This window comes from Streptomyces sp. AM6-12 (assembly GCF_044327085.1).
Classification (GTDB): Bacteria; Actinomycetota; Actinomycetes; order Streptomycetales; family Streptomycetaceae; genus Streptomyces.
The window spans coordinates 2,251,500-2,269,798 of sequence record NZ_JBIQWN010000001.1 but is presented as its reverse complement, the minus strand read 5'-3'; the positions used below and the strand labels follow the sequence as shown (position 1 = coordinate 2,269,798).

Here is an 18,299-nt window from a genome sequence, read left to right as displayed (position 1 = left end):
CCCCGCGCCCCCCTACTCTCCCGTCGGCCCCCCTCTCGCGAACCGGTCCGCCAGCGGCACGGCGGACGGAAGGCCGTCGCGTTCGGGATGCATTTCGCCACCGCGGTGGTTGTCCTCGTCTGCGCCGCGGTCCTGTTCGCGGCCTGACCGGATCGCATCGTGGGGAGATGGGCATGTCGCTGTTCGTACCGAGGTTCGAGGACACCGCGCTGGTGCGGGAGGCCGGGGCCGAGGTGGTCGGCGACGACCCCGTCGCCGTACGGCTGCTGGCGGACAGCAGTGCCACCGGCGGCGCCCTGTCCACGGTGCGCGTCACGCTCGCGGCGGGCGCCGACGGTGCCCGCCCGCATGTGCACCACCGCTCCGCCGAGATGTTCTACCTGCTGGACGGCGCCGCCGAGGTGCTCTCCGGCGAGGACGTGGTCACCGCCGAGCGCGGCGATCTGATCGTCGTACCACCGGACCGTCCGCACGCCTTCGCCGCGGCCCCCGGCGCCACCGCCGACCTCCTGGTCGTCATCGCGCCGGGCGTCGAGCGCTTCGAGTACTTCCGCCACCTCCAGCGCATCCGCCTCGGCGAGCTCACCCCGGAGAGCCTGCTGGAGGTACAGGAGCGGTACGACAATCACTTCCTGGAGAGCGCCGCCTGGGACGGTCGGCACCGCTGAGCGAGCGCCTGCGGGGAAACCGTTTAACGGCCGGGCCACCCCGCCCCATAGGATTGGCTCCAAACCACACACACTCACCCAGAGGATCGCTGCATGCCTGGCATCACGCGCGAGGAGGTCGCCCACCTCGCCCGGCTGGCGCGTCTGGAGCTGAAGCCCGAAGAACTCGACCACTTCGCCGGCCAGCTCGACGACATCATCGGCGCGGTCGCCCGCGTCAGCGAGGTCGCCGACCAAGACGTACCGCCGACCTCGCACCCGCTCCCGCTGACGAACGTCATGCGCGCGGACGAGGTCCGTCCCTCGCTCACCCCCGAGCAGGCGCTCTCCGGCGCCCCCGCCCAGGAACAGCAGCGTTTCAAGGTGCCGCAGATCCTGGGGGAGGAGTGACCATGACGGACAACATCATCAAGCTCACGGCCGCGCAGATCGCCGAGAAGATCGCCTCCGGCGAGCTGACGGCCGTCGCGGTCACCGAGGCCCACCTCGCCCGCATCGAGGCCGTCGACGAGAAGGTGCACGCCTTCCTGCACGTCGACCGCGAGGGCGCCCTCGCCCAGGCCCGCGCAGTGGACGAGAAGCGGGCCCGCGGCGAGAAGCTCGGCCCGCTGGCCGGCGTCCCGCTCGCGCTCAAGGACATCTTCACCACCGAGGGCGTGCCCACGACCGTCGGCTCGAAGATCCTCCAGGGCTGGATCCCGCCGTACGACGCGACGCTCACCAAGCGCCTCAAGGACGCCGACGTCGTCATCCTCGGCAAGACCAACATGGACGAGTTCGCCATGGGGTCCTCCACCGAGAACAGCGCCTACGGCCCGACCGGCAACCCCTGGGACCTCACCAAGATCCCCGGCGGCTCCGGCGGCGGCTCCTCCGCCGCGCTCGCCTCCTACGAGGCGCCGCTCGCCATCGGCACCGACACCGGCGGCTCCATCCGCCAGCCGGCCGCCGTCACCGGCACCGTCGGCGTGAAGCCGACCTACGGCGCGGTCTCCCGCTACGGCATGGTCGCCTTCTCCTCCTCCCTCGACCAGGGCGGCCCCTGCGCCCGCACGGTCCTGGACGCGGCCCTGCTGCACGAGGTCATCGCGGGCCACGACCCGATGGACTCCACCTCCATCGACGCCCCGGTCCCGCCGGTGGTCGAGGCCGCCCGCAACGGCAGCGTGGCGGGCATGCGCGTCGGTGTCGTCAGGCAGTTCCGCGGCGAGGGCTACCAGGCCGGCGTCATCCAGCGCTTCGACGAGTCCGTCGAGCTGCTGAAGGAGCTGGGCGCCGAGATCGTCGAGCTGGACTGCCCGTCCTTCGACCTCGCGCTGTCGGCGTACTACCTGATCGCGCCGTCCGAGTGCTCCTCCAACCTCGCCCGCTTCGACGGCCTGCGCTACGGCCTGCGGACCGGCGACGACGGCACGCACTCGGCCGAGGAGGTCACCTCCCTGACCCGCGAGGCCGGCTTCGGTCCCGAGGTCAAGCGCCGCATCATGCTCGGCACGTACGCACTGTCGAGCGGTTACTACGACGCCTACTACGGCTCCGCGCAGAAGGTCCGCACCCTCATCACGCGGGACTTCGAGAAGGCGTTCGAGCAGGTCGACGTGATCGTCTCCCCGACGACCCCGACCACCGCCTTCGCGATCGGCGAGCGCGCCGACGACCCGATGGCGATGTACCTCGCGGACCTGTGCACCATCCCGACCAACCTGGCGGGCAACGCGGCCATGTCCCTGCCCTGCGGTCTCGCCCCGGAGGACAACCTCCCGGTGGGTCTTCAGATCATCGCCCCGGCGATGCGGGACGATCGCCTGTACAAGGTGGGCGCCGCCGTCGAGGCCGCCTTCGTGGAAAAGTGGGGACACCCGCTGCTTGAGGAGGCTCCGTCGCTGTGAGCAAGCTGTCCAAGGCCAAGGACTTCAAGAAGTCCAAGTCCGGTACGTACCTGTCCATGGCCACCACCGCGTTCGGCGCGATCGGTGTCACCAAGCAGATCAAGAAGGCCCGCGCCGAGCACGACACGCTGCGGCTGATCGACGCCACGGTCTCCGCCGTCGCGATCGTCACCGGCCTCGCGATCCTCTACCGCGAGCTGAAGCGGCTGGGCGACGACGACGTCCTGCTGGGCTGAGAGGGAAGTTTTCACCGTGACCACCACGACCGACCTGGTGTCGTACGAGGACGCGCTGGCGTCGTACGACCCCGTCATGGGCCTTGAGGTCCATGTCGAACTCGGCACCAAGACCAAGATGTTCTGCGGGTGCTCCACGGAGCTGGGCGCCGAGCCCAACTCGCAGACCTGCCCCGTCTGCCTCGGCATGCCCGGCGCGCTCCCGGTCGTCAACGCGACCGGCGTCGAGTCGGCCGTCAGGATCGGCCTCGCGCTGAACTGCTCGATCGCCGAATGGTGCCGCTTCGCCCGGAAGAACTACTTCTATCCGGACATGCCGAAGAACTTCCAGACCTCCCAGTACGACGAGCCGATCGCCTTCGACGGCTACCTCGACGTACAGCTGGAGGACGGCGAGACCTTCCGCGTGGAGATCGAGCGCGCCCACATGGAGGAGGACACCGGCAAGTCGACGCACGTCGGCGGCGCCACCGGCCGGATCCACGGCGCGTCCCACTCCCTGCTGGACTACAACCGCGCCGGCATCCCGCTCATCGAGATCGTCACCAAGCCGATCGTGGGCGCCGGCGAGCGCGCCCCCGAGGTGGCCAAGGCGTACGTCCGTGAGCTGCGCGAGGTCATCCGTGCCCTCGGCGTGTCCGAGGCCCGCATGGAGATGGGCCAGATGCGCTGCGACGTCAACCTGTCGCTGATGCCCAAGGGCGCCGACAAGTTCGGCACGCGCTCGGAGACGAAGAACGTCAACTCCCTGCGCTCGGTGGAGCGCGCGGCCCGCTTCGAGATCATGCGGCACGCGGCCGTGCTCTCCTCCGGCGGCACCATCGTCCAGGAGACCCGCCACTTCCACGAGGACACCGGGTCCACGACCTCGGGCCGCGTGAAGGAGGAGGCCGAGGACTACCGGTACTTCCCGGAGCCCGACCTGGTCCCCGTCGCGCCCTCGCGCGAGTGGGTCGAGGAGATCCGCGCGGCGCTGCCCGAGCTGCCGCTGGTGCGCCGCACCCGGCTGCTCGCCGAGTGGGGGATCTCCGCCACCGAGATGCAGGCGATCCTGAACGCCGGCGCGCTGGACCCGATCGTCGCCACCATCGAGGCCGGGGCCGACGCGGCGTCCGCCCGCAAGTGGTGGATGGGCGAGCTGGCGCGCAGCGCCAACGAGTCCGGCACCTCCCTGGACGAGCTGCCGATCACCCCGCAGCAGGTGGCCCGCGTCACCGAGCTGGTCGCGAAGGGTGATCTGAACGACAAGCTGGCCCGCCAGGTCATCGAGGGCGTCCTCGCGGGCGAGGGCACCCCGGACGAGGTCGTCGACAAGCGCGGCCTGAAGGTCGTCTCCGACGACTCGGCGCTCGGCACCGCCGTGGACGAGGCCATCGCCGGCAACCCCGGCATCGCGGACAAGATCCGCGGTGGCAAGGTGGCCGCGGCCGGCGCCCTGGTCGGCGCGGTCATGAAGGCCACCCGCGGCCAGGCCGACGCGGCCCGCGTCAAGGAGCTGATCCTGGAGAAGCTCGGCGTCAGCGAGGGCTGAGCCACCGTCACCCGAGGGGGACGCGCCGCACCGGCGCGTCCCCCTCGGCGTTTCCCGGTGTCGTCCGCTCCCGCTGTGAGTAAGCCCACGAACGCGGCAAACGATCACTTTTGCCTGCAAGAGTGTCCAGTGATTGCTCATGCGTTCTTTGCGGGCTGTTCCGTCTATGGACGATCGTTCCCGGTCAAAGATCCACAAACCATCCTGGGAGCACGTCCGTGGCAGCCCTCGCGCGCTGGTGCGTCCGGCACCGACTGATCGCCGTCCTGCTGTGGTTGTGCGCCTTCGGCGGGGTCACCGCGGCCGCCTCCGTCGCCGGCACGGCGTACTCGAACGACTACGCGGTCCCCGGCACCGAGTCCGGCCGCGCAGCCCAGCTGCTCCAGGCGGGTTTCCCCGGCCTCGGCGGCGACAGCGACACCGTCGTCTGGCACACCACCGAGGGCACCGTCCGCGCCGCCGACGTCGAACAGAGCATGACCGGCGCCCTCGACCGGATCGCCGAACTGCCCGGCGTCGCCTCCGTGGACGGGCCGTACGGCGCTCAGGGCGCCCGGCAGATCAGCGCCGACGGCCGCACCGCCTACGCCACCATCACCTTCGCGCAGCAGGCCGAGGACATCGGCAAGAAGGAGGCCCAGGCCGTCGTGGGCGCCGCCAAGGCCGCCGGGGGCGACGGACTCCAGGTGGAGCTGGGCGGCAGCGCCATCGGGCTCACCGAGACGCCGGACGACCGCACCGCCGAGGTGGTTGGCGTCCTCGTCGCCGCCGTCGTCCTCTTCCTCGCCTTCGGCTCGCTCGCCGCATCCCTGCTGCCGATCGCCACCGCCCTGATCGGGGTGGGCACCGCGCACGCCGGCATCGGACTGCTCGGCCACGCCATGACGGTGGCCGACTTCGCGCCCATGCTCGGCATGCTCGTCGGCCTCGGCGTCGGCATCGACTACGCGCTGTTCATCGTCACCAGGCACCGGCGCGGACTCAAACGCGGCCTGGACGCCACCGAGGCCGCCGTCAGCGCCGTGACGACCACCGGACGCGCCGTCGTCTTCGCGGGCGCGACCGTGTGCATCGCCCTGCTGGGCATGCTGATCCTGCGGCTGAGCTTCCTCAACGGCGTCGCTGTGGCCGCGAGCCTCACCGTGCTCCTCACCGTCGCCGCCTCGGTCACCCTGCTGCCCGCCCTGCTGTCGTACATCGGACCGCGCGCCCTGAGCCGCCGCGAACGGCGCCGGCTCGCCGAGCACGGGCCGCGCCCCGAGGTGCCCACCGGCCTCGCCGCCCGCTGGTCCGCGCTGGTGGAACGGCGCCCCAAACTGCTCGGCGCGCTCGCCGTCGCCGTGATCGCGCTGCTCGCCCTGCCCACCCTCTCGCTCCACCTCGGCACCTCCGACCAGGGCAACGACCCCCGCACCTCCACCACCCGCAAGGCGTACGACCTGCTCGCCGACGGCTTCGGCCCCGGCGTCAACGGGCCGCTGACTCTCGTCACCCGCGTGGACGGCGCCGCCGACCGGCTCGCCCTGGACCGCCTCGACTCCACCCTGCGCGCCACCCCCGGTGTCGCCTCCGCCACCCCGGCCGCCTACGCCACCGGTGGCGAGACCGCCTACCTCACCGTCGTGCCCGACTCCGCGCCCCAGTCGAAGGCCACCAGCGCCCTGGTGGACCGGCTGCGCGAGAGCGTGCTGCCCCGCGCGGAACAGGGCACCTCCCTCGACATCCAGGTCGGCGGGGTGACCGCCAGCTACGACGACTTCGCCGATGTGATCGTCGGAAAACTCCCGCTGTTCGTCGGCACCGTCATCGGGCTCGGCTGCCTGCTGCTGCTCGTCGCCTTCCGCTCGCTCGGCATCCCGCTCAAGGCCGCCGTGATGAACATCGCCGCCGTGGCCGCCGCGTTCGGCGTCGTCGTCGCCGTCTTCCAGTGGGGCTGGGGCAGCGAACCGCTCGGTCTCGGCCGCGCGGGCCCCATCGAGCCCTTCCTGCCCGTGATCATGGTCTCCGTCCTCTTCGGGCTCTCCATGGACTACCAGGTCTTCCTGGTCAGCCGGATGTACGAGGAATGGCTGGCGACCGGCGACAACCGGCGCGCCGTCCGGGTGGGCCTCGCCGAGACCAGCCGGGTGATCAACTCCGCGGCCGTGATCATGATCTCGGTCTTCCTGGCCTTCGTGCTCAGCGGCGACCGCGTGATCGCCATGTTCGGCATCGCGCTGGCCGCCGCCGTCGCCCTGGACGCCTTCGTGCTGCGCACCCTGCTGGTGCCCGCCCTGATGCATCTGCTCGGCGCGGCCAACTGGTGGCTGCCCGGCTGGCTGGAGCGCAGGCTGCCGCGCATCAGCATCGAGCCGCCGGAGTGCCGCGCCGCGCATGAGAGGCTCGCACGGGTCCCGGCCGACCGGATCGGCCGCGACCGACCGGACGGACGGCAGGAGGAAGCACAGCATCATGTACGCGATATCCCTGGGTGACGGCGCAGAACTGCGCCCGCTGGAGGTCTGGCACGCCGAGGAACTGCTGGCCCATATCGACCGGGGACGCGCGTTCATCGGGCAGCACGTCGGACTGCCGGAGGTGGTGGCCGACCTGGACGGAGCCCGCGCCTATCTGCGGTCGTACGCCGACAAGCGCGCCGCCGACGCCGGCGCGCTGCACGGCATCCGGCAGGACGGGACGCTGGTCGGTGGCCTCCTCTTCCGCACCTGGGACACGCCGAGCGGGGTGTGCGAGGCCGGCTGCTGGCTGGAGCCGGCGGCGGCCGGACGCGGGCTCGTCACGCGCGGCATGCGGGTCCTGCTCGACTGGGCGTTCGAGGAGCGCGGCATGCACCGCGTCGAGTGGCACGTCTCCACAGCGAACCAGCCCAGCATCAACGTGGCCCGGCGGCTCGGCATGACCCGTGAGGGTGTCCTGCGCGAGAACTACCCGCACCATGGAAAGCGCACCAGCACCGAGATCTGGTCCCTGCTGGCACCCGAATGGCGCATGGCCCGTTCCGGTGACGCGCAACACGCCCACTGACGATCATTAAGCGCCCTCTCAGACGGCATCCGTACGGTTGCTGCCATGGCAACGAAGACATCGGAAGACGCCGCGGCCGGTACGACGGCGGCGCAGCACGACGACGAGACGACACAGGGGGGCGACACCGGGGGGCAGGACACCGCGGTCAAGGCGGAGACGGCGGGCACGAGCGCGGAGGGCGCGGTCGCCGAGGGCGCCGGGGAGGCGGCGGACGCGGCGGACGGTCCCGTGGACGAGCCCGAGGACGACGCGGCCGACGCGGACGACGCGGCGGACGCCAAGACGCCCACCGGGGTCGGCCAGGGCGCCGGTGCCGTCGTCTCCGCCGCGCTGGGCCTGGTCTCGCTCACCGGCGGCTGGGTCGGCACCGTCGCGGGCGCCCGCCAGCAGCTCATCGGTCAGCTGCGGACGTCCTCCACGGCGGGCGTCGCCACGCAGATCAAGGCGGTCTACGGCGACGCCTGGCACACCACCGCGCTGTGGGCCGGCTTCTTCGCCCTGCTCGCGCTGATCACCGGCGTGGTCGTCCTCGCCCGCCCCGCCTTCGGCGCCCCCGGCCGCCCGCAGGCGCCCTGGATCAAGTCGGTGGCCTGGGCAGGCGTCTCACTCGGCGTCATCGGGCTGCTGCTGGCGGTCCTGAAGTACTCGGACGCCCTCCTGGCCTTGCCGTCGGCGAGCTGAGCGGGCGGTAGACCACGACGCCCAGGGGCCTCGGGGAACTCGTGCACACGTCGCGGTTCCCCGAGGCCCCTTACGCGTGCGGTGCGGGAGATGATGGCCCCAGGACAACCGGCAAGGGGGAGCAGCCGTGTTCGACGCCTTCAGTGAACTGTTCGCGCCAGGGCGCAAACACACCCGCGAGGAGCAGAACCGCCTCGAACTGACCCGCGAGGAGGTCGGCGACAGCGATCCCGGTCGCGGTCCCATAGACCTCACCTCCGGCAAGGCGGTCATACGCCTTGCCGCTCCGGCCCCCACCACGGAGCCGGAGCCCGAAGGGACGGAGGGAGACCCCCGGGAGCCGTAGGGCGGCTAGCTCACCTGCAGTTCCAGCAGCCTGTCGTCCCCCTTCTTCGGATGTCCCCGGCCGTCCGTGTTGTTCGTGAGCAGCCAGAGTCTGCCGTCACCGGCCGGGGCGACCGTGCGCAGGCGGCCGTAGGTGCCGGTGAGGAAGGACTGGGGAGCGGCCGCCGCTCGGGTGCCGCGCAGAGGGATGCGCCACAGGCGTTCGCCCTTGAGGGCGGCCATCCAGATGACGCCGTGCACGTAGGCGATGCCGCTGGGGGAGGCGTCGTCGGTGTGCCACTGGGCGAGCGGGTTCTGGAAACGGGGGTTCGCGGACTTGCCCTCGGCGTCGGGCCAGCCGTAGTTGCCGCCGGGCTTGATGGCGTTCAGCTCGTCCCAGGTGTCCTGGCCGAACTCGGAGGCGAACAGGCGCTGTCGGTCGTCCCAGGCGAGGCCCTGGACGTTGCGGTGGCCCAGGGAGTAGACGGGGGAGCCGGGGAAGGGGTCGCCGGGGGCCGGTTCGCCGTCCGGGGTCAGCCGCAGGATCTTGCCGCCCAGGGAGTTCCGGTCCTGGGCGAGCCCGCGCCGGCCGCTTTCACCGGTGCCGGCGTACAGCATGCCGTCGGGGCCGAACGCGATCCGGCCGCCGTTGTGGATGGGGCCCTTGGGGATGCCCTTGAACACCGTGTCGGGGGCGCCCACTTGCTCACCGGCCGGTTTCCTGTCGTCGTACAGCATGCGGACGATGCGGTTGTCCGAGGCGGAGGTGAAGTAGGCGTAGATCATGCGGTCCGAGGCGAAGTGCGGGGACAGCGCGATGCCCAGCAGGCCGCCCTCGCCCGCCGGGGCGACCCCGGAGACCGTGCCCAGTTCGGTTTTACGGCCCGTGCCGGGGTCGATGCGGGTGATCGTCCCGTCGTCGCGGGAGGAGACCAGCAGATCGCCACCCGGCAGCACGGCCAGCCCCCACGGTGACTTCAGGCCCTCGGCCACCGTGCGCAGCACCCGTACCGAGCCCTTGGCCGGCGCCGCCGACTCCGTGGCCGGGGCGGCGGACGCGGTGCTCGGCGGCGCCGTACGGGGCAACTGCCCCGGAAAGCCCACGCCCGGAGAGCCGGACGAGCAGCCCGCCGCCAGCAGGAGGGCGGCCGCGGCCAGCGCGGTCGGCACAGCTCGACGTCGCACGATCATGATCCCTTCGGGGCGGCGTTCCAGCGGGGGGTCTTCCCTTCCCAAGGGTCCCTCAGTCCCACGACCCCTGCGCCCCCGGCAACCGCGCGATCTCCGCCAGATCCGCGGGCGACAGCCGCAGCCCGGCCGCCGCCGCGTTCTGAGCGGCCCACCGCTCCCGCTTCGTGCCCGGCAGCGCGATCACATGGCGCCCCCGCGACAGCACCCAGGCCAGTGCCACCTGCGCCGGGGTGACCTCCGGGCCGTGCCGCCGGGCGACGCGGCGCAGACCGGCCACGATCGGCTGGTTGGCGGCCATCATCTCGGCGGTGAACCGGGGATGCCGGGCGCGCACGTCGTCCGGTTCGAAGCCCTCGCCCGGAGTGAGCGTGCCGGTCAGGAAGCCGTTGCCCAGCGGCATCGCCGCCAGGAAGCCCACACTCCGCGCCTCGCACCACGGCAGCAGCGTCCGCAGCGCCTCCGGCGACCACACCGACAGCTCCGCCTGCACCGCGGCCACCGGGAACACCTGCTGCACCCGCTGCAACAGGCGCAGCGTGCCGTCGTACAGGCCCGCGCCCGAGCGGCGTCCGCCGCGCGCGCCCAGCGCGCACAGGCCCAGCGACCGCACCTTCCCGGCCCGCACCAGCTCGGCCATCGCGCCCCAGGTCTCCTCGATCGGCACCTCGGGGTCGGGGCGGTGCAGCTGGTAGAGGTCGATCACATCCGTCTGGAGCCGGCGCAGCGAGGCGTCGCAGGCCCGTCGCACATAGCCGGGGCGGCCGTTGGCCACGATGTGCTGCTCGCCCACCAGCAGCCCCACCTTCGTGGAGACGAACGCGTCCGCCCGCCGCTCCCTGAGCACCCGCCCGAGCAGCAGCTCGTTGGTGAACGGGCCGTACATGTCCGCGGTGTCCAGCAGGCTCGCCCCCAGGTCCAGCGCCCGGTGCACGCATCTCACCGACTCGTCGCCCCGTTGCCGCGAGGTGCTGTAGGCCCAGCTCATCGGCATGCACCCGAGTCCGACGGCCCCCACCGCGAGCGCCCCCGCGCCGATCGTCCTGCGCTCCACCTGCTCCGGAACCTCCCTTGGCCGGTCCCCAACCTAACCTCTGCGCCGCGCGTACCTGACATAGCCTCCTGACCATGAGCGCAGACGTATGGCTTCCGCTTCCGCCCGAGGAGATCGAGGGGCTGCCCGAGGGCCTCCGGTATCTGTTCTGGGACGGCGGCGAGGACGGCGACCAGGACTTTCCGGGCGACCCCGCGCGCTGCGTGATGTACGTGGTGCCGTACATGAAGCGCGGGCCGGTCAAGGTGCGCCCACTGGAGCGGCTGAGCGGCGTCGAGGTCATCCAGACGCTCACGGCCGGTGTCGACGACATCACCGCGCGGCTCTCGGCCATCAGACCGGGCGTACGGCTGTGCAACGCGCGCGGGGTGCACGAGGCGAGCACCGCCGAGCTGGCGCTCACCCTGACCCTGGCCGCGCTGCGCGGCGTCCCCGACTTCGTGCGCGCCCAGCAACAGGAGCGCTGGCAGGGCGCGTTCCGGCCCGCGCTCGCCGACAAGAACGTGCTGATCGTCGGCTACGGCTCGATCGGCGCCGCCATCGAGGACCGGCTCACGCCCTTCGAGGTTGCGCGGGTGGCGCGCGTTGCGCGCTCCCGGCGCACCACGGCGCGCGGTCTCGTGCATCCGATCGCCGATGTGCTCTCTGTGCTTCCGGACGCCGACGTCGTGATTCTGTCCACCCCCCTCACGGACGCCACCCACCGTCTGGTGGACGCCGAATTCCTCTCCCGGATGAAGGACGGGGCGCTCCTGGTGAACGTCGCGCGCGGGCCCGTCGTGGACACGAACGCGCTGCTCGCGGAGCTGGAGCGGGGCCGGATCACCGCCGCCCTGGACGTCACCGACCCCGAGCCGCTGCCGCCCGGCCACCCCCTGTGGAAGGCCCCCGGCGCACTGATCACCCCGCATGTGGGCGGACCCACCTCCGCCTTCCTGCCGCGCGCCAAGCGGCTGCTGGTCGATCAGCTGACCCGGTTCGTGAACCACGAGCCGCTGCGGAACGTGATCCTGACGACGGGTCAGGACCCGAAGGACCCGGTGGGAACCGCCCCCGGTGATCCGTCGGGAACAGATCCGGAGGGCCCGGACAGCCCCGGAACGAACGGGCTTTAGGGCCTTTCCGGCACCCTCCGCGACCTCTCGGACGCGGCCCGTGCGCGCATCACCGCTGATCGTCACGGAGCGTAGAGAAGCTATGTCCCTGAGTGACGATCCTGGTGTATCGTCCCGACTGGGGCAGCGCCGCCTACATCGGCGCCGGGGATGACATTTCAGATCATGTGAGGGGGGCGACGGGCGATGCACGGCCTATGGACGAACGATCCGACGCGGTGGAGCCGGCGACGGCGGCCCTGGCGCGCGGCCGCGGGCAGCCGCGACCACCACACCGCTCACCACACCCACCACCCGCGCCGGCCGGCCGGCCCCCGCAGGCACGCACACCCGGTGCGCCGGGTGCGGCGGGAAGCGGGCGCGTCGGCCACCGGGAGGCCCCGGTGAGCGCCCCCACGCCGACCACCACCGTCCACGCGCAGGCGCGCGCGCCGCACCCGCACCAGGACCCGCCGGCGCCCGGACGGCTCCGCATCCGGCGCACCCGCGCCTCCGAGCAACTCGTCCTCGCCCTGGTCTGCGCGGCGTACGCCGTCGGCGCCGCGTTCGACTGGGGCACCGACGAAATCGCGCTGATCATGGGCGACTTCGGGCTCAGCGCCGCGGCCGGCGCCGCCGCCGTCTCCTGCTTCCTGTACGCCCGCGGGCCGCGGGTGCGCTACCGCCCCGCCTGGCTGCTGTTCGGCCTCTCCTCGGCCATGGCCTCCCTGGGCAACGCCGTCTGGGGGTGGTACGAGGTGGTGCTCGGCCGGCCCGTGCCCAGCCCGTCGTACGCCGACCTGTTCTTCCTGTGCTTCGCGCCGCCCGCGATCGTGGGGCTGCTGGTGCTCGCCAGCCGTCCGGTCACCCGGGCGGGCTGGATCTGCCTGGGGCTGGACGCCTGGCTGGTCGGCGGCTCGCTGCTCACCCTGTCCTGGAGCCTCGCGCTCGCCCAGGCGGCCCGGTTCGACGGGCCGAGCGTGGCGCACACCGCGCTGTCGCTGGCGTACCCGCTGCTGGACATCGCGCTGGTCAGCATGGTGCTCGCGCTGCACTTCCGGCGCGCCCCCGGCAACCGCACCGCCGTGAACACCGCGATCGGCGCGCTCGCCCTGACCGTGATGTGCGACGCGCTGTTCACCTCGCCGCTGCTGCACAGCAGTTACCGCTCCGGGCAGCTGCTGGACGCGGGCTGGTTCGCCGGATCGCTGCTGCTCGCCTACGCCCCCTGGGCCACACCCCGGCCGGGGAGCGCACCGCAGGCCAGGGCGGCGGACGGGCACACCCGCGCGGCCACCGGGCACCTCCGCGCGGCCGCCGGGCAGCCGCGCGCCACCGGCACCCGGACGCCGTCCGCGCCCGCCGCCGGTCACCAGCCGCCGTCCGTCCCCGCCCCGACCGCCGAGCACAGCCGGGACCCCGGCTCCGGTCAGGACGCGTACCCGGGCTCCGGGCACGACACGTACGGGGGCGCCGGGCGCGACGCGTACGAGGGCTCCGGGCACGGCTCGTACCCGGCCACCGAACCGGGCCACCCCCGCGACGCCGGAGGCAGCCCGTTCCCGGACGCCGGGGACGGCCTGTTCCCGAGCGCCGGGCACGGGCCGCGTCCGGCACCCGAGCCCGCCCCCTACCCCGGCGCCGACCACATCCGCTACCCGGCCGGCCGCCCGATCACCGGCTCGCTCGGCGCGCTCACCCCGTACCTCGCCGCCGCGGTGTGCACCCTGGGCATCCTGTACAACGTCCTCAACGGCCGCAGGCCCGACCACGTCGTGCTGATCACCGCGGGCTGCGTCGTGCTCGCCCTCGTGATCCGCCAGGGCATCATGCTGCTGGACAACATCGCCCTCACCCAGGAACTGGCGCAGAAGGAGAACCACTTCCGCTCCCTGGTGCAGGGCTCCAGCGACGTCATCATGATCGCCGCGCCCAACGGCATCCTGCGCTACGTCTCCCCGGCCGCCGCCGGGGTCTACGGCCGCGCCGCCGAAGAACTGGTGGGCACCGAGCTGGCCGCCCTGATCCACCCCGAGGACCTGGGCTGTGTGGTGCACGAGGTGCGCCGCTTCCTCGCCGCCTCCCCGGCCGTGGAGCCCACCACCCGCATCGAGTGCCGCTTCCGCTCCGGGGGCGGGGCCACCTCCCGGCCGGGCGAAGCCAGGAGCGCGGGCGGCTGGCTGAACGTCGAGTCCACCGTCAGCCGTCACCACGGCGGCCTGATCTTCAACAGCCGGGACGTCACCGAACGCGTGCGCCTCCAGGCGCAGTTGCAGCACAACGCGGAGCACGACCCGCTGACCGACCTGCCCAACCGCGCGCTGTTCACCCGGCGCGTCCAGCAGGCCCTGTCCGGCCGTCGGGCCACCGACCGGGGCGCCGCCCTGCGCGGCACCGCGGTCCTCTTCATCGACCTCGACGGCTTCAAGGCCGTCAACGACACCATCGGACACCAGGCCGGCGACGAACTCCTCGTCCAGGCCGCCCGGCGGCTCCAGGACGCGGTCCGCCAGGGCGACACCGCCTCCCGGCTGGGCGGCGACGAGTTCGCGGCCCTGATCGTCGGGGACGGCACCCATGACCGCGCCGCCCGCGAGCGCAACATCCTGGAGCTCGCCGACCGCCTCAGGATGGCCCTCTCCCAGCCCTACGCGATCGACGGCAACGATGTCCGGGTCAACGCCTCCATCGGCGTCGCCTTCGCCGAACCCGGCCTCGGCGCGGGCGAGTTGCTGCGCAACGCCGACCTCGCGATGTACCGCGCGAAATCGGCCGGAAAGGGCCGGGTCGAGCTGTACAAGCCGCAGATGCAGCAGGACGTCGTACGCAAGGCGGAGCTGGCCACCAGGCTGCGCGCCGCGCTGCACGACGGGGAGTTCGCGCTGTTGCACCAGCCCGTGGTGTCCCTGGACGACGGCCGGATCACGGCGGTCTCCGCGCAGGCCCGCTGGCGCTCCTCGCAGGGGGTGCTGTTCACCCCGGCCGAGTTCCTGCGGGTGGCCGAGGACGGCGACAAGACGGCCGAGCTGGACCGCTGGACCCTCCAGGAGGCCGTGGCGGGGGCCGCCGAGCGGGCGGCGAGCGGGCTCGTCGCACCGGTGGCGGTGCGGATGAGCGCCCGGCGGCTGCTGGACCGCTCGCTGCCGCCCGGCTCCGTGGAGGCGCTGCTGACCAGATACGGACTGCCGCCGGGAGCGCTGGTCATCGAGCTGTCCGACACCGATCCCGGTCTCGGTCTGGACGAGCTGGAGCGGCGGCTGACCGCGCTGAGCCGGCTCGGGGTGCGCATCGCGCTGGACGGCTTCGGCAGCGGCCACGCGGCGATCACCGCGCTGCGGCGGCTGCCCGTGGACATCCTCAAGCTGGACCGCGGCCTGGTCGAGGGCGTGCTGGAGTCCGCGCGGCTGCACAAGATCACCAGCGGGCTGCTGCGGATCGCGGGCGATCTCGGGCTCCAGTCCGTCGCCGAGGGCGTGGACCTGCCCGAGCAGGCCCTGGCCCTGCGTGCGATGGGCTGCACCCATGGCATGGGCGCGGCGTTCTCCGGCCCGCTGGACGAGTACCGGCTGCGCCGGGCGCTCGGCGCCGGGGTGTGCCCGGCGCCGTCGGCCGGGCCGCACGTACAGACCGGACCGCACCTGCCGGCCGGCCCGCACTCACCGGCCGTCCCCCACGCGCCCGCCGGTCCGCACGCGCCCACCGTCCCCCACGCGCCCACCGGGGCGCACCCATCCGCCGAACCGGCGTTCGCGGGCCGGGTTCGGGAAACCCAGGGGCGGCTGGGTGCCGCGGGGGTGTAGACCGGAGGGGTACCCGCTGTTCTCGGAGGCGGCAGTGCCCTTCGCTCACATTCTGAGACGTCCGTCCCACCCACTTGACACGTGGTGCGCCCCGGAGGGAGGGTCAGTGCCATGCGCACCCGAATTCTCGTACTTGGACAGCGCGTCGGCTGAGCTGGGACCTACCGGAACGCGATCCGGAATCCCCAGCGACCCTCACCGGCGCGCTCCCCTCGCTTGCCTCACGGCACGAGGGGTTTTTTGTTGCACGAGTGACCCTCGTACGACACCCGAACTCCGCCCGAACCTCGCAAAAAACCTCAGCATCGAGAAGAGAAGCCGATGACCGAGCAGGCCACCGGGGCCCATCATCCGCAGCCCCGGCCCCGATCCGGCGGACAGCACTCCGCCCCCGTCGAGCACGTCACGGGCGCGCAGTCCCTCATCCGCTCCCTCGAGGAGGTCGGGGCGGACACGGTATTCGGAATTCCCGGCGGCGCGATCCTGCCGGCGTACGACCCGCTGATGGACTCCACCCGCGTGCGCCATGTTCTCGTCCGGCACGAGCAGGGCGCCGGGCACGCGGCCGAGGGGTACGCCCAGGCCACCGGCAAGGTCGGCGTCTGCATGGCGACGAGCGGACCGGGCGCCACCAACCTGGTCACGCCGATCGCCGACGCCCACATGGACTCGGTGCCGATGGTCGCGATCACCGGCCAGGTGGCGTCGAAGGCGATCGGCACGGACGCCTTCCAGGAGGCGGACATCGTCGGCATCACCATGCCGATCACCAAGCACAACTTCCTGGTGACCAAGGCCGAGGACATCCCGCGGATCATCGCGCAGGCCTTCCACATCGCCTCCACCGGCCGCCCCGGCCCGGTCCTGGTCGACATCGCCAAGGACGCCCTCCAGGCGAAGACCACCTTCTCCTGGCCGCCGGTCATGGACCTGCCCGGCTACCGCCCGGTCACCAAGCCGCACGCCAAGCAGATCCGCGAGGCCGCCAAGCTGATCACCGCCGCCAAGCGGCCCGTGCTCTACGTCGGCGGCGGCGTCCTGAAGGCCAAGGCCACCGCCGAGCTGAAGGTCCTCGCCGAACTCACCGGAGCGCCCGTCACCACCACCCTGATGGCGCTCGGCGCGTTCCCCGACAGCCACCCGCTGCACGTGGGAATGCCGGGCATGCACGGTGCGGTCACCGCCGTCACCGCGCTCCAGAAGGCCGACCTGATCGTCGCCCTCGGCGCCCGCTTCGACGACCGCGTCACCGGCAAGCTGGACAGCTTCGCGCCGGGCGCCAAGATCGTGCACGCCGACATCGACCCGGCCGAGATCGGCAAGAACCGCGAGGCCGACGTGCCGATCGTGGGCGACGCCCGCGAGGTCATCGCCGACCTGGTGCAGGCCGTGCAGAAGGAGCACAGCGAGGGCAGCCAGGGCGACTACAGCGCCTGGTGGAACGACCTCAACCGGTGGCGCGAGACCTACCCGCTCGGCTACGACCGCCCCGAGGACGGCTCGCTGTCCCCGCAGGCCGTCATCGAGCGCATCGGACAGCTCGCCCCCGAGGGCACCATCTTCGCGGCCGGTGTCGGCCAGCACCAGATGTGGTCCGCGCACTTCATCCAGTACGAGCAGCCCGCCACCTGGCTGAACTCCGGCGGCGCCGGAACCATGGGCTACTCGGTCCCGGCCGCCATGGGCGCCAAGGCGGGCAGGCCCGAGCGGACGGTCTGGGCGATCGACGGAGACGGCTGCTTCCAGATGACCAACCAGGAACTGACCACCTGCGCCCTGAACAACATCCCGATCAAGGTCGCCGTCATCAACAACGGCGCGCTCGGCATGGTCCGCCAGTGGCAGACTCTGTTCTACAACCAGCGCTACTCCAACACCGTCCTGCACAGCGGTCCCGACGACATCGACCCCGACGCGCGGGGCACGCGGGTGCCGGACTTCGTGAAGCTGGCCGAGGCGATGGGCTGCGTGGGGCTGCGCTGCGAGCGCCCCGAGGACCTGGACAAGGTCATCGAGGAGGCCAATTCCATCAACGACCGTCCGGTGGTCGTGGACTTCATCGTCCACCAGGACGCCATGGTGTGGCCGATGGTCGCCGCCGGCACCTCGAACGACGAGATCATGGCCGCGCGGGACGTCCGCCCCGACTTCGGCGACAGCGAAGACGACTGAGCGAGAGAGACGTAAAAAGACCATGTCCAAGCACACGCTCTCCGTCCTGGTGGAGAACAAGCCGGGCATCCTGGCCCGGATCGCCGCCCTGTTCTCCCGCCGCGGCTTCAACATCGACTCGCTCGCGGTGGGCGTCACCGAACACCCCGACATCTCCCGGATCACCATCGTGGTCGGTGTCGAGGAACTGCCGCTGGAGCAGGTGACCAAGCAGCTCAACAAGCTCGTCGAGGTGCTGAAGATCGTCGAGTTGGAACCCACTCAGGCGGTCCAGCGCGAACTCGTCCTGGTGAAGGTCCGCGCGGACAACGAGACCCGCTCCCAGATCGTGGAGATCGTCCAGCTGTTCCGCGCCAAGACCGTGGACGTCTCCCCGGAGGCCGTGACCATCGAGGCCACCGGGTCGGGCGAGAAGCTTTCCGCCATGCTCAAGATGCTGGAGCCGTTCGGCATCAAGGAACTGGTCCAGTCCGGCACCATCGCCATCGGCCGCGGCGCCCGTTCGATCACGGACCGCTCGCTGCGCGCGCTGGACCGCTCCGCGTAACACCCGGCACGCGGGCGTACGGGCGGCCGGTCCGCACCGCTCGCCCGTATGCCGAGACCCCCGAACCACCTCACCGCCCACCGGCATA

Annotated in this window: 15 protein-coding genes; 13 read left to right on the top strand and 2 right to left on the bottom strand. The window is 72.2% G+C overall.

Going from position 1 to position 18,299, the window contains the following annotated elements; translation table 11 throughout:
- Nucleotides 1-173 precede the first annotated feature (173 nt).
- The 9 genes from ACE4Q9_RS10055 to ACE4Q9_RS10015 all read left to right on the top strand — a co-directional run bounded on the left by ACE4Q9_RS10055 (nt 174) and on the right by ACE4Q9_RS10015 (nt 8,378).
- The gene (locus tag ACE4Q9_RS10055; RefSeq protein WP_397983889.1) at nt 174-668 is read left to right on the top strand and encodes a cupin domain-containing protein; all 495 of its coding nucleotides are present in this window, start codon (nt 174-176) and stop codon (nt 666-668) included.
- 93 nt (nt 669-761) lie between these two features.
- Complete coding sequence (gene gatC / locus ACE4Q9_RS10050; RefSeq protein ID WP_006130840.1) at nt 762-1,058, top strand: Asp-tRNA(Asn)/Glu-tRNA(Gln) amidotransferase subunit GatC; 297 nt, start codon at nt 762-764, stop codon at nt 1,056-1,058.
- Nucleotides 1,059-1,060: 2 nt separating this feature from the next.
- Nucleotides 1,061-2,557: an Asp-tRNA(Asn)/Glu-tRNA(Gln) amidotransferase subunit GatA gene (gene gatA, locus ACE4Q9_RS10045; protein ID WP_397983888.1), complete on the top strand. Its 1,497-nt coding sequence runs from the start codon at nt 1,061-1,063 to the stop codon at nt 2,555-2,557.
- On the top strand, nt 2,554-2,793 hold the full coding sequence (locus ACE4Q9_RS10040; RefSeq protein WP_053662973.1) for a hypothetical protein: 240 nt from the start codon (nt 2,554-2,556) through the stop codon (nt 2,791-2,793). The genes gatA and ACE4Q9_RS10040 overlap by 4 nt, the downstream gene beginning before the upstream one ends.
- A gap of 16 nt (nt 2,794-2,809) precedes the next feature.
- Nucleotides 2,810-4,324, top strand: coding sequence for an Asp-tRNA(Asn)/Glu-tRNA(Gln) amidotransferase subunit GatB (gatB, locus tag ACE4Q9_RS10035; RefSeq protein WP_397983887.1), 1,515 nt, complete (start codon nt 2,810-2,812; stop codon nt 4,322-4,324).
- Nucleotides 4,325-4,542: 218 nt separating this feature from the next.
- Nucleotides 4,543-6,798: an MMPL family transporter gene (locus ACE4Q9_RS10030; protein ID WP_397983886.1), complete on the top strand. Its 2,256-nt coding sequence runs from the start codon at nt 4,543-4,545 to the stop codon at nt 6,796-6,798.
- A complete protein-coding gene (locus ACE4Q9_RS10025; protein ID WP_397983885.1) occupies nt 6,776-7,348 on the top strand; it encodes a GNAT family N-acetyltransferase in 573 nt (190 codons plus the stop codon). The genes ACE4Q9_RS10030 and ACE4Q9_RS10025 overlap by 23 nt, the downstream gene beginning before the upstream one ends.
- A gap of 45 nt (nt 7,349-7,393) precedes the next feature.
- Entirely contained in the window at nt 7,394-8,032 is a 639-nt protein-coding gene (locus tag ACE4Q9_RS10020) for a hypothetical protein (protein ID WP_397983884.1), read from the top strand.
- A 127-nt stretch (nt 8,033-8,159) separates the two neighbouring features.
- A complete protein-coding gene (locus ACE4Q9_RS10015; RefSeq protein WP_397983883.1) occupies nt 8,160-8,378 on the top strand; it encodes a DUF6191 domain-containing protein in 219 nt (72 codons plus the stop codon).
- A gap of 5 nt (nt 8,379-8,383) precedes the next feature.
- On the opposite strand, the gene ACE4Q9_RS10010 is transcribed toward ACE4Q9_RS10015, so the two are convergent.
- Both ACE4Q9_RS10010 and ACE4Q9_RS10005 read right to left on the bottom strand, forming a co-directional pair.
- Entirely contained in the window at nt 8,384-9,547 is a 1,164-nt protein-coding gene (locus ACE4Q9_RS10010) for a PQQ-dependent sugar dehydrogenase (protein ID WP_397983882.1), read from the bottom strand.
- Nucleotides 9,548-9,599: 52 nt separating this feature from the next.
- Nucleotides 9,600-10,598, bottom strand: coding sequence for an aldo/keto reductase (locus tag ACE4Q9_RS10005; RefSeq protein ID WP_397983881.1), 999 nt, complete (start codon nt 10,596-10,598; stop codon nt 9,600-9,602).
- A 74-nt stretch (nt 10,599-10,672) separates the two neighbouring features.
- Between ACE4Q9_RS10005 and ACE4Q9_RS10000 the strand changes: the two genes are divergently transcribed.
- The 4 genes from ACE4Q9_RS10000 (at nt 10,673) to ilvN (ending at nt 18,211) form a co-directional block, all read left to right on the top strand.
- The gene (locus ACE4Q9_RS10000; protein ID WP_397983880.1) at nt 10,673-11,713 is read left to right on the top strand and encodes a 2-hydroxyacid dehydrogenase; all 1,041 of its coding nucleotides are present in this window, start codon (nt 10,673-10,675) and stop codon (nt 11,711-11,713) included.
- Between the two features lie 383 nt (nt 11,714-12,096).
- A complete protein-coding gene (locus ACE4Q9_RS09995; RefSeq protein ID WP_397983879.1) occupies nt 12,097-15,492 on the top strand; it encodes an EAL domain-containing protein in 3,396 nt (1,131 codons plus the stop codon).
- Between the two features lie 321 nt (nt 15,493-15,813).
- A complete protein-coding gene (locus ACE4Q9_RS09990; RefSeq protein WP_397983878.1) occupies nt 15,814-17,664 on the top strand; it encodes an acetolactate synthase large subunit in 1,851 nt (616 codons plus the stop codon).
- Between the two features lie 22 nt (nt 17,665-17,686).
- Entirely contained in the window at nt 17,687-18,211 is a 525-nt protein-coding gene (gene ilvN, locus ACE4Q9_RS09985; RefSeq protein WP_397983877.1) for an acetolactate synthase small subunit, read from the top strand.
- The last annotated feature ends 88 nt before the right edge of the window (nt 18,212-18,299 follow it).